The sequence below is a fragment of the Clostridium sp. FP2 genome (genome assembly GCF_011065955.2).
GTDB classification, from domain to species: Bacteria; Bacillota; Clostridia; order Clostridiales; family Clostridiaceae; genus Clostridium_AD; species Clostridium_AD tagluense.
Window position 1 is genome coordinate 2988180 of sequence record NZ_JAAMNI020000001.1, and the last position, 13041, is coordinate 3001220.

Genomic DNA, 13041 nt, shown 5'->3' on the forward strand with positions numbered 1-13041 from the left:
AGGTAACAAATAACTTTAAGTCAGTTACTTGTTACCCTTTTTAAATTATAACTTAAATCTTTACTTATACTTATTTCCCCCTAGAGTTACCTCTTATGGCCTTCTTCGGTGTTGGCACTGGAGTTTTATTATCACCTTTAGATTCTTGACCATTTGAAGACTTATTATTGCTTGAAGGAAATACAGGTTTATTTTTAGCCATTATAACACTCCTTACTAATTAATGATTTTTACTTTTAACTAAGGTTTAGCTTTGTCTTTCTGAAAATACCTTATTAATAAGGTCTACTCCAGAACTGCCTACTATATTAGATATTCTTAAAGATAAATTTCCATCCTTATAAATCCTATCTTCGTTTGCATTAATTAAGATATTTAATTTTTCTTCTAGCTTCTCATACGTCATAACACCGTCTAAATAAAAATCTACTAAATCCTTTAAACATGCGGCTAACGCTTTTGGGTCCTTATAAACTTTTCTCATAATGCACTCCTTACTATTCATTTTAATATATATTTATTCTATTGTATCTTCTTATATTATATCCTAATAAATTTAATATTTAAAGATATCTTTGATAAATAAATTTTAGACTACCAAGCTTTCTTTCAATATTTTATTTTAATTATAAATTCATCGCTATATTAGTAATTTTTTATAATATAGCAGTTTATTATTGTACTTTTTTAAGTAATACCATATAATTAGGCTTGTGCGTTTTAATACATATTTTAATTTTTAATAATTTTTAGAAAAAAAACACTTTTATTCATTAAAGGAGGAACAATATGTTTAATTTCAAACCAAAAGACAATGTATTTTTCGAACTTTTCTCAAAAGGAGCTGAAATTTTTAATACTTCCGCAAAAGAGTTAAAATTGCTAATAAATGAACTTGATAACCCAGGGGTACGATTGGATAAACTAACACAACTTGAGCATGAAGGAGACCTCGTAACTCATGAATTAATTGAATATACTAAAAAAATGTTTATAACTCCACTAGACAGGGAAGATATATTTAATATAACAAAGGGAATAGACAATATTACTGATGGTATTGAATCAACAGCTCATTTAGTGTACATGTATAATCTGACTTCTGTTACACCAGAAGCTGTTGAACTTATTGACAAACTTGTTGATGTTACGACTGAGCTTGTTCATGTAATTTCAGAATTAAAACATCTTAGTAAAAGCACTTTATTAGTAGAAAAAATCATCTACGTAAACACCTTAGAAAATGAAGCTGATTTGATTTATAGAAAAGCTATGAGAAATCTTTTTGAAAACCCTAAAGATCTTCTATCTGTAATGAAATTGAAAGATTTATATCATCATTTAGAAGATAGTATTGATGCTTGCGAAAAACTTGCAAATGAAATACGAGGAGTTGTTATGAAATATGCTTAGTTCTACAATTATAATTCTTGTTATAATATTAGCGCTCGGCTTTGATTTTATAAATGGATTTCACGACACAGCTAATTCTATCGCTACTTCAATTGGTACTAAAGTACTTACCCCTATGCAAGCATTGGGAATGGCTGCGGTGCTGAATTTTGTAGGCGCTTTGTTACATACTGAAGTTGCAAAAACTATAGGAACAGGAATAATTAATAATGGCATAGCTACTCCAGAGATTGTAGCTATAGCCTTAGTAGGTGCTATTATTTGGAATCTAGTAACATGGTATTTAGCTATACCCAGTTCTTCTTCCCATGCACTTATTGGTGGACTTTTAGGTGCTTCCATAACTTCACATAAATTTGATTTTTCTGTTGTAAATTGGGTTGGTTTTTTTAAGAAAATAATAATTCCACTTATATCTTCACCAATATTAGGACTTGTATTCGGATTTTCATTTATGTTTTTACTTACATGGTTATTCCATAAAGCAACACATAAAAAAGTTAATGGATTATTTAAAAAATTACAAATTTGTTCTGCAGCCTTAATGGCATATAGTCACGGTTCAAATGATGCTCAAAAATCTATGGGTGTTATAACTATGGCACTAATTGCTGGAGGATTTTTAGACGCAAAGAACTTTGCTATACCATTGTGGGTAAAAATCGCCTGTGCATTAGCAATGTCATTAGGTACAATGTCTGGTGGATGGAAAATAATAAAAACCATGGGTGTTAATATGATAAAATTAGAGCCTATAGATGGCTTTGCCGCTGAAACTGCTGCTGCGATTACTATTCAAGCTGCTACAGCATTAGGTGCTCCGGTAAGTACCACTCACGTAATAACTAGTTCAATAATGGGAGTAGGGTCTTGTAAAAGGCTTTCAGCCGTTAGATGGAGCCTTGCTAAAACTATACTAGTAGCATGGGTCTTAACTATTCCGTGCAGTGCAATTATATCCGGACTACTTGCACTTGTGTTTTATAGATAGCTACATAAAATTTTTATATTTTCTTATTAAAAGCCCACCACATCATATTAATTTAGAGTGGTAGGCTTTTAATACATTAATTAGTATCAAAAAAATTTCTTTAGCACTCTATTATACTAATATTAAGTAATTATTTTTAATTACTGATTGGAGGCCATTTATGATATTTTATTTTTCAGGCACTGGTAATTCTCTTTATGTTGGTAAAAGTATAGCAAAAGAAAACAATGAAAATCTAATTTCCATATCAGCTACTATGAGGGATAATAAGGAGCACTATGAATACACATTAAACCCTAATGAGGTTATAGGCATTGTTTATCCCGTTTATGCCTGGTCACCACCAAAGCAAGTTATTGAATTCATTAGTAAGTTGAAGTTAATAAACTATAAAAATAACTATATATTTACTGTAGCCACTTGTGGAGCTAACATTGGTAATACTGCTCAGGTCATTGATAAAGCTTTGAAGAAAAAAAATTTACATCTCAATAGTGGATTTTCAGTAGTAATGCCCAATAATTATATTTTCTTTGGGGATGTTGATACTGTGGAAGTTGAAAATAAAAAACTTTTAGAATCCAAACAAGTAATAGCTACTATAAATAATACAATAAAACATAGGGTGGATAATGTTTATCAACTTGAAAAAGGTATGCTACCTAAAGTGATGACTTATATAGTAAATCCGTTATTTAATAAGAATGCTCACAATACAAAGAATTTTCATGTCAATGAAAAGTGTAATGGTTGTGGATTATGCGAAAAAGTATGTAATAGTGGAACAATTACAGTTAAGGAGAAGCCAATATGGAAAAACAACTGTACCCAATGTTTAGCTTGCATACATTTATGTCCAACTAAGGCAATTCAATATGGTAAAGGTACGGAAAAGAAAGGTAGATATAAGCATCCTAAAATTACAGTTAATGAACTGATAATAAAAAAATTAAATACCTAGACTAAAGGTTTATGTTTAAGATACTCAAAAAACCCCTCAATAATTTTTCGTTGAGGGGTTTTTTATAATAATTCCGATATTTTCTTTTAAATTTGCGACTTGACAGGTAGAGGACACTTTTTTTGTTATTATTCAGCCATCTCTAAAGCTATTTTCATCATATTAGTAAAGGCTTCTTGTCTTTCTTCAGAGGTAGTTAATTCATGAGTTACTAAATTATCTGAAACTGTTAATAAACAAGCTGCTTTCTTACCCAATACATTTGCATTATGGAATAGTGCGAAGGATTCCATTTCTACTGAAGTACAACCATGAGTTTCATAAATATCCTTATACTCATCGAAATTTTCGCGATAAAATACATCAGATGAGTGTACTCTATTTTTATGAACTTTAATTCCTAAATCCTCTGCAATTTTCTCTAACTTATTATTTAGATCAACTGATGCAGCAATTGTATCATCTTCACATCCACTTTGAACTTTTGCATAAGTGGATTCACTCCAAGCATCAGTGGTAAGTATTACATCATATAAGTTTAAATCAGCAGTGTAAGCACCACATGAACCTATTCTTATAATGTTTTCTACCCCATAGAAATTAAATAATTCATATGAGTAAATACCAATACTAGGCATACCCATGCCACTGGCCATTACAGAAATCTTACGTCCTTTATATGTACCCGTGTATCCAAATACATTGCGGACATTATTAAATTTTTCCACATTTTCTAAAAATGTTTCTGCAATAAATTGGGCACGTAATGGATCTCCCGGCATTAATACTGTTTTTGCGATAATTCCTTCTTCTTTTACTTCAATATGTGCTGTTGGTATCATATTGAAACCTCCTTATAATTGTATTTAGTTTGAGAGATATAGTGAATTAATTAAGCTCCTATTGTATTTAATCATACATTATCCATTATAGCAAAAAAATTAATATGAAAAAATGACATTTGTCACTTTTTCATATTAATATTTTCACATAATTAAATATTTTTTTCTATTCTATATGTTTTATTTTAATACCTAAGAATATATACACAATCAGTTTTACAATTTGAATTATCTATTTGATATTTCTATAGTTCAACTGTTTTCTATATGAATTATCTATTAGATATACTTCATACTTTATTGTACACTTAATAAGGCTAATAATAGTTTTACGCTACTTAAGGTTGCTACAAGGAGGTTTTTATGAATAAAAAAATCACAAATATTTTAAAAATAATATCCCTTATAATAATTATTGCAATTATTATATGTGCTTTTTGCAATACAAAAACTCTGCGTCATTGTACTCCAGAAAATATGAAAACTTTTATAGATTCTTATGGCATGTTCTCACCAATAATCTATATAATTTTATTTACATTTGTCCCACTTACACTTTTTCCTGATTCAATTCTTGCTATTGCTGGAGGTATGTGTTTTGGAATGATGGGCGGATTTATTTACACAATGATTGGGGCTATTTTAGGAGGCACTCTTTCTTTTTTTCTAGCCAGTATATTAGGTCATAAGGTATTCAACAAATTTATAAAAAAAGACATATCAAATTTAGAAGATGCCATTAAAAATAGAGGCTTTTTATTGGTGTTTGTATTAAGACTAATTCCGCTTTTCCCCTTTGATATAATTAGCTATGCAGCAGGGTTTTCAGGGGTCAAATTCAAGGATTTTGCCTTAGCTACTATTTTGGGTATAATACCTGGTATCTTTGTTTTTGTGAACATTGGAGATAAAGCAACGGATATTGGCTCTTCTAGCTTCTATATGTCTATAGCACTTTTAGTAGGACTTATTGTAATATCTTATGTTCTAAAAAAGAAAATTTCATTACAAAAAATTAAGAACTAGTATTATAGTAATATTTATAAAGACTATTACAATAAAAGTTAAATTATTCTTTTATTATAATAGTCTTTTATATGTATTTTTATTTTTAAGGATATTTCAGGAAAGTCTCCTACTTATATAAGTGGGAATTACATTTACCTAAACCCTTGATTTATTTAGCAATTCTTTTATACCTTTAGTAGCATCAAGTAGTGGTGCTATGGATTTATCATAATTTAGATTGTTTATTATGCTGGCGACAAATCCCGACATATCAACTTCACGGAACCATTTAGCCTCTTTAACCTCTTTAGGAATATAGGTTAAATTTGTTGAATATATTCTTTCAATTAACCCATCTTCATAAAATTTATTGAATTTTTCTATTCCTTCAGTAAATAATGCAAAAGTTGCTGTAACAAATATTCTTTTTGCTTTACGTTTTTTTAATTCCAATACTATATCAAATATTGACTCGCCAGAAGCTATCATATCGTCAACTATCAAAATATCCTGTCCTTCTACTTCTCTTCCCATATATTCATGTTGTACTATGGGATTTTTACCATTTACTACTTTTGAATGGTCTCTTCTTTTGTAGAAAAGTCCAATATCAAGACCAATTACACTAGAGTAATAAACAGCTCTATCCATTGCACCTGTATCTGGGCTTATCACGAGGACTTTTGCCTTGTCTACTAATAGCTCAGGCTCCTCTTGTAAAATCGTTTTCACTATTTCATAAGTGGGATATACATTATCAAAGGATATAAGTGGTATTGCATTTTGAACGTTTGGATCATGTACATCAAAAGTTATAATATCATTAACCCCTAATCTTTCTAATTCCTGAAGAGCAATGGCACAATCAAGAGATTCTCTATGTTTTCGTCTATGCTGTCTGCTTGCATACAATAATGGCATTATTACAGTTATTCTCCTTGCCTTACCACCTAAGGCAGACAAAACCCTCTTTATATCTTGGAAATGATCATCTGGACTTTTGTGGTTCTCATAACCATACATTGTATATGTACAACTATAATTTCCTACATCGCATAATATAAATATGTCTTTACCCCTAACCGAATCTTCTATAATAATTTTACCTTCACCATTTGAAAATCGAGTATCAGTCATATTTATAAGAAAGGTTTTTTCATCATTCGAGCCACGGTTCATAGGTCCACTGTCATATTCTTTACGTTTTTTTATTAAAAGCTCATTAATTCTATTTCCCAGTTCTGAGCTACTCTCTAGTGCCATAATACCTAGACTACAGTAGGGAATGCTAGGTAATTCTTTAATATCCATAATAATACCTCCTTGATATCCACAAAAGTGGCTTAAAAACTTCAAATGCATATAGTATTTTATATTTTCTCCTATTTATTCTTTAAATATATGAGTATTTATAATTTTAACATATATATAAATGCAAATGAACCCTAAAATATAAGATTCGACTTTTTTTCACAAGATTTTATTGATAATTTTACTGAGACAAGTATCCCCTATATCAAATAATATATAAATTTAGAATATTAAAGATTTTAAGTATATGATATAATTATACCACATTGATAAATTTTTAGATAAATATCAATTGCCTATTAATTATATAAATGTAGATTGGAGATAATACTAATGCGTAATGAAGACAATATGACAAATTTTATACCGTCAGTAGATATGATTTTACCTAAAACAAATAAGGATATATATTTTTTATTTTATAATGATGAATTACTAGTTAAATCTGAAAACAATAAAGCAATAATACCCGCTATTTGCGATCTAGAAAATTTAGAATTAATTAATACCCAATATCTTGGGTCTATGGATGGACAAAATTGCTTTTGTGGAGAATTAAATAGTGATACTGTCATACCAAGCGATATGTATTTTAGCAAACTTAAAGCACTAACTCACCAATTATCCAAAGACATGTTTTGGATAGGTGGTAGAGCTATTCAAATAGTAAACTGGAATAATGATCATAAATATTGTGGCAGGTGTGGTACATTAGCTCAGAGCGTGGATGGAGAAAGAGCTAAAAAGTGTCCCAAATGTAGCCTGGTAAATTACCCTAGAATTTCTCCTGCCATAATTGTGGCTGTTGTACGAGATGGAAAATTGTTGCTTGCACATAATAATCAATCTGCTAAGGAGTTATACAGTGTAGTTGCTGGCTTTGTAGAAGTTGGTGAGACTTTTGAGGAATGTGTTGTTCGCGAGGTCCAAGAGGAGACTGGGATTACTGTAAAAAATATAAAATATTTTGGAAATCAACCTTGGCCTTTTCCTAACTCTCTTATGATAGGATTTACAGCAGAATATGCAAGCGGTGAAATACAAGTAGATGGAAAAGAAATTGGTGACGCTAACTGGTATAGTTCTAACGAAATGCCTTTAACACCCGATAGTATAAGCATAGCTAAAAAGTTAATCAGTTGGTTTACTGAAAATTATTAATATTTAACGACATTTCAGAAGAAAAGTCCCCCACTTATATAAGTGGGGGCATATATTACAACAAAAATAAATAAAAGTTAGAATACTTAATTCACAGCGAATTAGATTCTAACTTCTATCTTTTCTTAATATATTTAACAATATTTTATCTCCTTAAACTATATATTGACCTTTTTATCTTAATGTTTAAATTAGTATTGTGTTGGAACTTAAACTTAAATTATTATGGTAAGCTATCTCTTGTATTCCTAAGTAATTACTTTAATGGCTTCTTAGCCGATTGCAATGGCAATCATCATTGAATTCTTAGTCTACTTATAGTTTTTATATATTTTTATGATCTCACCCCACTCTCTTATTTTTCAATTTATTGGGGGTATCAAGTTTCGTTTAAAGATTTTACTAAATATACGATAAGTTGCGCTTCTTATATTTATAATATAACACGCTAATAATACTTTGTCAATAGTTATTATTAATCAATATAGGAAATTTTATAATATCATTCCATAATTTTGTGTTATAATTTTAGCATATAAAAGAAAATAACAATGAAAAGAGGTTTTATGATGAATAAAAAAGAGATTACAGACATAAGAAAAGAATTTAAATTAGATAGTAGTATGATGAAAATTCAGGAAATTTATAGCGTTTATCTAAAAAAAGATAATGTGCAAATAGATTATGAGCCTGTTATTCATTCAGAATTTGATTTTTTTGATAGAATGGATATGGATAAAAAAGAGTTATTTTTAGGTAATTTTAAGAAAGTGCTTACTGGCGCTATAGATACAAAAATTTTCGAATTAGATTTTCAGAATATCGAAGAAGAAAATAACACTCAAAAGATTTTAGGCACTGCACTAAAAGCAAGTGATAAAGACGAAATTCAAAACACCCTTAATGAGCTTATTAAAAAAATTACAGCTAATTATAAATATGAAACTGATGTGGTGGTTACTTTTATTAAAGCTGAATATTGGTTAGGTTCTAACCATAGAAATATGGAGGCTGATGAAAGCATTGATGATGCAGTACAAGCCTTTAACTTCATTCTTGCAAGTGTAAATAAAATAGAGATACCAAAGAGAACTCTAAAATTTGATTATACTGATAAGGAATTCAAAGCAAATTCGGCTTTAGATTCAGTTATTAATCTTAATTCTCCCTTGGAGGGCTTCATGTTCCCTACTCTTAACAATGGATATTCAGATATTAATAAAATTTTATATTATGCTTCAAAACCTAAAGAATTAAATGGTGATTTCATTGAGAAAGTTCTTAACTGTGATTTTAAGTTTACTGCTGAAGACGAGAAAAATTGCTTTGGTGATATATTGAAATCCATAATCGGCGAAAAAATCAAACCTGAACTTATGCAGGACATTTATGTGAATATACATGAACTCGCCGAGCAAGCTGAAGGTGGTGAAAGCCCCTCTATTGGAATTGAGGATATTAAAAATATTCTGAGTAATTGTGGAGCACAGATTATATCTGATATAGACACTGCCTTCATTGAAACTTGTGGTATAAAGTATGATTTTAAGATAAACAATATTGTACCTGAATTCAATTCAAAATCCATTAAGATTACTAGTGAAATTGCAAATATTACATTAACACCTAAGGATCTAAATTCAGTTAAGCAGGTAAAAAATAGTGATGGTAGAAGATGTCTACTTATTGAAATTGATGAGGATGTTGTAATAGAAGGATTTATTTTAGAAACAGAGGAATTTTAGTAGGTATCATTACTCCGTGATGTTACTTCTTATATTTATATTAAAAGGAGAATATTACTGCATATTAAATTGCACTAATATTCTCCTTTTATTCTATATTTGTTTTTAGGTCTACCCACCTTACCGTATTCCATTTCAACCACAAGCTTTTGTTCTTTTTCTAAATAGTCTAAGTACCTTCTAGCAGTTATTCTAGAAACTCCGATGTTTTTTGCAATTTGCTCAGATGTAAATGGTTTATCTTTCATATCAGATATACCCACTATAACTTTTTCATAAGTGTACTGATTAAATCCCTTAATGTCACCAATATTTTCATAATATTCTATGACGTGTTTATTTTCTTTTATAGTATATTTATCAATAATTTCTTGCTCCATACTATCAACATTTTTAAAACTATTCTTTCTACTTTTAAATTGAAGCAATGCCTCCTTAAACCTATTAAATATAAAAGGTTTTACTAAATAATCTACTACTCCATATCGAAATGCTTCTTCAACAGTTTCTGTATTCCTATCTGCAGTAATTAATATAACATCACATTTTAAATTTTCTAGTCGTATCCACTTTAATAAATCTGTACCTAGACCCTGCGGAAAAAAAACATCTAATAATATTAGGTCAGGTTTTCCACTTATTATAACTTCTTTTGCTTTTTCAATAGAGTTAACGCTGTCATATAGTGTAAACCCTTCTATTTTTTTTAGAAATTTTTCATTTATTTCTCTCACCATAGGGTCGTCTTCAACAATAAGAACCTTAATCATATGATCTACTCCTTTTCATTGGTATAAATATATCCCATATAGTTCCATTATCTTGTAGAACATTTATGTCACCGCCTGCATAATCTACTATTTGTTTTATAATACTAAGGCCAAATCCTCTGTTACCAGGTTTGGTTGTAAATCCACGCTCAAAAACTTTATCTATTATATTTTCACTAATTCCAGAACCATTATCTTGAATTCTTATTCTAAGTGATTCACTATTGGATATTAATCTTATGGATATCTTACCATTTTCAAATTTTACTAATTCTTCTATAGAATTTTCTATTAAGTTTCCAATTACAGAGCAAATTTCATCTACTGTTATATTTTTAGGAATATCATCTAAATAAGAATTTGCATCAATTTCTACAGAAATTTTAGCTTCTGTTGCTTTATTATATTTGGCAAGTAAGAGCCCTGCTATGTGGGTATTTTTAATTCTTTTGCTGAGAATATCAGAAACCTCTCCGCGAAGCTTGGATATATGTGAAATATATTCAATAGCCTCATTATACTCTTCTAATTGTATTAGGCCTGAAATAGTGTGAAGTTTATTCATAAATTCATGATTTTGCGCTCTTAAAGCAGAAGTCATTTTTTTAATTCCAGTTAATTCTTCTGCCATATTCACAACCTCAGTTAAGTCCTGGAAACTAGATACAACACCTATGATTTCTTCTTTATGATTTTTTAATAGGGTATGACTGCACATAAGTGTTTTACCCGGGCGCATTTTAATTTCTTGATTATATACTGCTTCCTTATTCCTCAATACTTCCATCATTTCATCTGTATAATTTAAGTTCAAAGTAGCAACACTCTTGCCTATATTTTTATCTTCTAGTTTTAAGATTTCCTTAGCTATTTTATTAAAGAGTATTATTTTGCCATCACTATCAATAGCTATAATTCCATTTTTTAGATTCTGCAAAATTAAATCCCTCTGTCCCAGTAGTAGTGCAATTTCCTTTGGCTCCAGGCCAAATATGCTTTTCTTTATTGTATTTGATAAAAAAACTGCACCTACTATGCCCATTAAAAGACCAACTACTAAAGCTATTTTCAAACAAAGTAAATGGAAATCAAGTTCAGCATATACTGTATCTGTTAAAAGGCCCACTAAAACTGCACCTACTTGTTCTCCCTTATAATAAATGGGTACAAAGGCTCTTGTTGCCGAAATCAAAACATTTCTGTCCCTAGCTACATAAGATTCACCCTTTTTTAGCACCTGCTCTTCTCCACCGTCAGCATATTTTTTGCCTAGAGAATTACCATTGGGATAGGAATATTTTATTCCCTTCATATCCATAACAATAATATATTGAAATCTAGTTTTTTCTCTGAAACTCTCTATAGTTTTTTGAACAGTGTCATAATCTTTAGAAGTTGCTAAAGTTTTTTCAATTATATCAATAGATGCAATAGTTACAGCTAAATCCATAGCATTATTGCCCATTTGAGTTTCCACAGAATTTTGCACTTGATAATAAGTAACAATTCCTATTCCACCAATGATCATAAATATTATAATGCTTATAAATATTGTTAACTTATACTGCAATTTCAATAGCACTTCACCTCATATTGTGATTATTCTATTTTTGCTTTATTTAGCCCATCCTTAATAGCTTTAATAAGTCCATTGCTTGTATATGTAGCTCCTGCAACAACTTGAACCTCTGAACTATTAGCTTTTATTACTTTTGGTGGTATTTTTTTATATACTATTTCAGCTATCACTGGAGTTTCTTGTTGCGATAATATCACAATTTCCTTTATTTCATATTGATCCGTTACTATTTTAACCTTTATGGGTCCTATATGCCCCTCTGCGTTTCCCTCATAGGTTCCTTGCTTATAAATAACATTTTTGGAACCACAAGCCACGAGTCCAGTTGCTAAAACTATCCATAATGCTAATATAACTAATTTTCTCAAGTAAGTCTCCTCCTTGTCATTCACGTTAGTTTTTCTAGGGTCAATATCAATTAATATGATTATATCATTTTTCTACTTTTGTGTCATTTCAAGTATACATTTTAATAAAGCATTATAAAATTTTAAAAATCAGTGTGGGTATCTTATCTCCAGGGACAAAAAATCCCTTCTAAAACATCAGTTATAATAAAGAAAAATAGGCCGATTAAACTTAAGATTAAAATACCTGAATACATTTGAATATAGTTGATCCTCATCCAAGAGTCCATAATAAAATACCCCATACCATACTCTGTGCCAAAGTTTTCAGTAAAGAATAAAACAGATATAGCAGTACCTATACCTATTCGAAGAGATGTTAATAAGGCTTTAAGTATTCCTGGAAAAATAATCTCTTTCATTATTTGAAAATTCGTTGCTCCTAATGAATACATAGGGTAAAAAACCTCTTCAGGGATATTTTTTACTTCATCTCGTATATTAACTACTACAGGAAAAAATGTAATTAAGAAAATCATAACTATTTTTGTTAAATCGCCTAAGCCAAAAATAAGCATTACTATAGGTAGTAATGCTATCTTAGGTATAGGATAATTAAAATATATAATTGGTGAAAATATTAAATCGATTTTTTTAAAATATCCCATTAAAATACCTACAGGTACACCTATTACCAAAGTAAATAGCAAACCTACTATAATTCTATTAAAACTATAAATAACATGGATTGCTATATCACTTTTAAAAGTTATAAATATATTTATTATTATTGCATAAGGGGGTGGAAATAATGGCTTATTAATAATCATTGCTATTATTTGCCACAAACCAAAAATAATAAAAAAAGCAATTGCAAAGTTAACTAGTTTATATTCTTTAAGTCTCATTCCAG

At 29.6% G+C, this 13041-nt stretch carries 14 protein-coding genes; 6 read left to right on the forward strand and 8 right to left on the reverse strand.

Features of this window, described 5'->3' with window-relative positions:
- Positions 1–70: 70 nt before the first annotated feature.
- The gene (locus G9F71_RS27355) at positions 71–202 is read right to left on the reverse strand and encodes a hypothetical protein (RefSeq protein WP_258880984.1); all 132 of its coding nucleotides are present in this window, start codon (positions 200–202) and stop codon (positions 71–73) included.
- A gap of 45 nt (positions 203–247) precedes the next feature.
- A complete protein-coding gene (locus tag G9F71_RS14380; protein ID WP_125001683.1) occupies positions 248–484 on the reverse strand; it encodes a TIGR04540 family protein in 237 nt (78 codons plus the stop codon).
- Positions 485–789: 305 nt separating this feature from the next.
- On the opposite strand from G9F71_RS14380, the gene G9F71_RS14385 reads away from it, so the two are divergent.
- The 3 genes from G9F71_RS14385 to G9F71_RS14395 all read left to right on the forward strand — a co-directional run bounded on the left by G9F71_RS14385 (position 790) and on the right by G9F71_RS14395 (position 3365).
- Entirely contained in the window at positions 790–1413 is a 624-nt protein-coding gene (locus G9F71_RS14385; protein ID WP_125001680.1) for a DUF47 domain-containing protein, read from the forward strand.
- On the forward strand, positions 1406–2404 hold the full coding sequence (locus G9F71_RS14390; protein ID WP_164949787.1) for an inorganic phosphate transporter: 999 nt from the start codon (positions 1406–1408) through the stop codon (positions 2402–2404). Before G9F71_RS14385 ends, G9F71_RS14390 begins: the two co-directional genes overlap by 8 nt.
- 160 nt (positions 2405–2564) lie before the next feature.
- Positions 2565–3365, forward strand: coding sequence for an EFR1 family ferrodoxin (locus G9F71_RS14395; protein ID WP_164949788.1), 801 nt, complete (start codon positions 2565–2567; stop codon positions 3363–3365).
- Between the two features lie 128 nt (positions 3366–3493).
- Here G9F71_RS14395 and deoD read toward each other — a convergent pair whose 3' ends face one another.
- Complete coding sequence (deoD, locus tag G9F71_RS14400) at positions 3494–4207, reverse strand: purine-nucleoside phosphorylase (protein WP_125001671.1); 714 nt, start codon at positions 4205–4207, stop codon at positions 3494–3496.
- Between the two features lie 363 nt (positions 4208–4570).
- Here deoD and G9F71_RS14405 point away from each other — a divergent pair, with 363 nt between their 5' ends.
- On the forward strand, positions 4571–5233 hold the full coding sequence (locus tag G9F71_RS14405) for a TVP38/TMEM64 family protein (RefSeq protein ID WP_164949789.1): 663 nt from the start codon (positions 4571–4573) through the stop codon (positions 5231–5233).
- Between the two features lie 138 nt (positions 5234–5371).
- On the opposite strand, the gene G9F71_RS14410 is transcribed toward G9F71_RS14405, so the two are convergent.
- Positions 5372–6526, reverse strand: a complete 1155-nt coding sequence (locus G9F71_RS14410) for a ribose-phosphate pyrophosphokinase (protein WP_164949790.1) — start codon at positions 6524–6526, stop codon at positions 5372–5374.
- 333 nt (positions 6527–6859) lie between these two features.
- Here G9F71_RS14410 and nudC point away from each other — a divergent pair, with 333 nt between their 5' ends.
- Both nudC and G9F71_RS14420 read left to right on the forward strand, forming a co-directional pair.
- On the forward strand, positions 6860–7687 hold the full coding sequence (nudC, locus tag G9F71_RS14415) for an NAD(+) diphosphatase (protein ID WP_224626419.1): 828 nt from the start codon (positions 6860–6862) through the stop codon (positions 7685–7687).
- A 566-nt stretch (positions 7688–8253) separates the two neighbouring features.
- The gene (locus G9F71_RS14420) at positions 8254–9432 is read left to right on the forward strand and encodes a DUF4317 family protein (protein ID WP_309559708.1); all 1179 of its coding nucleotides are present in this window, start codon (positions 8254–8256) and stop codon (positions 9430–9432) included.
- Positions 9433–9506: 74 nt separating this feature from the next.
- Here the strand turns inward: G9F71_RS14420 and G9F71_RS14425 are convergent, their stop codons facing one another.
- The 4 genes from G9F71_RS14425 to G9F71_RS14440 all read right to left on the reverse strand — a co-directional run bounded on the left by G9F71_RS14425 (position 9507) and on the right by G9F71_RS14440 (position 13036).
- Entirely contained in the window at positions 9507–10202 is a 696-nt protein-coding gene (locus G9F71_RS14425) for a response regulator (protein ID WP_164949791.1), read from the reverse strand.
- Positions 10195–11778 carry a sensor histidine kinase gene (locus G9F71_RS14430; protein WP_164949792.1) on the reverse strand — a complete coding sequence of 528 codons (1584 nt, stop codon included), beginning with the start codon at positions 11776–11778 and terminating at the stop codon, positions 10195–10197. The genes G9F71_RS14425 and G9F71_RS14430 overlap by 8 nt, the downstream gene beginning before the upstream one ends.
- Before the next feature lie 23 nt (positions 11779–11801).
- The gene (locus tag G9F71_RS14435; protein WP_164943627.1) at positions 11802–12149 is read right to left on the reverse strand and encodes an FMN-binding protein; all 348 of its coding nucleotides are present in this window, start codon (positions 12147–12149) and stop codon (positions 11802–11804) included.
- A gap of 143 nt (positions 12150–12292) precedes the next feature.
- A complete protein-coding gene (locus G9F71_RS14440) occupies positions 12293–13036 on the reverse strand; it encodes an ABC transporter permease (RefSeq protein WP_164949793.1) in 744 nt (247 codons plus the stop codon).
- Positions 13037–13041 lie beyond the last annotated feature (5 nt).

What these genes read in the sequence shown, in the direction of transcription:
- G9F71_RS27355 (WP_258880984.1), bottom strand. Translation starts at nt 202, where the DNA reads ATGGCTAAAAATAAACCTGTATTTCCTTCAAGCAATAATAAGTCTTCA.
- G9F71_RS14380 (WP_125001683.1), bottom strand. Translation starts at nt 484, where the DNA reads ATGAGAAAAGTTTATAAGGACCCAAAAGCGTTAGCCGCATGTTTAAAG.
- G9F71_RS14385 (WP_125001680.1), top strand. Translation starts at nt 790, where the DNA reads ATGTTTAATTTCAAACCAAAAGACAATGTATTTTTCGAACTTTTCTCA.
- G9F71_RS14390 (WP_164949787.1), top strand. Translation starts at nt 1,406, where the DNA reads ATGCTTAGTTCTACAATTATAATTCTTGTTATAATATTAGCGCTCGGC.
- G9F71_RS14395 (WP_164949788.1), top strand. Translation starts at nt 2,565, where the DNA reads ATGATATTTTATTTTTCAGGCACTGGTAATTCTCTTTATGTTGGTAAA.
- deoD (WP_125001671.1), bottom strand. Translation starts at nt 4,207, where the DNA reads ATGATACCAACAGCACATATTGAAGTAAAAGAAGAAGGAATTATCGCA.
- G9F71_RS14405 (WP_164949789.1), top strand. Translation starts at nt 4,571, where the DNA reads ATGAATAAAAAAATCACAAATATTTTAAAAATAATATCCCTTATAATA.
- G9F71_RS14410 (WP_164949790.1), bottom strand. Translation starts at nt 6,526, where the DNA reads ATGGATATTAAAGAATTACCTAGCATTCCCTACTGTAGTCTAGGTATT.
- nudC (WP_224626419.1), top strand. Translation starts at nt 6,860, where the DNA reads ATGCGTAATGAAGACAATATGACAAATTTTATACCGTCAGTAGATATG.
- G9F71_RS14420 (WP_309559708.1), top strand. Translation starts at nt 8,254, where the DNA reads ATGATGAATAAAAAAGAGATTACAGACATAAGAAAAGAATTTAAATTA.
- G9F71_RS14425 (WP_164949791.1), bottom strand. Translation starts at nt 10,202, where the DNA reads ATGATTAAGGTTCTTATTGTTGAAGACGACCCTATGGTGAGAGAAATA.
- G9F71_RS14440 (WP_164949793.1), bottom strand. Translation starts at nt 13,036, where the DNA reads ATGAGACTTAAAGAATATAAACTAGTTAACTTTGCAATTGCTTTTTTT.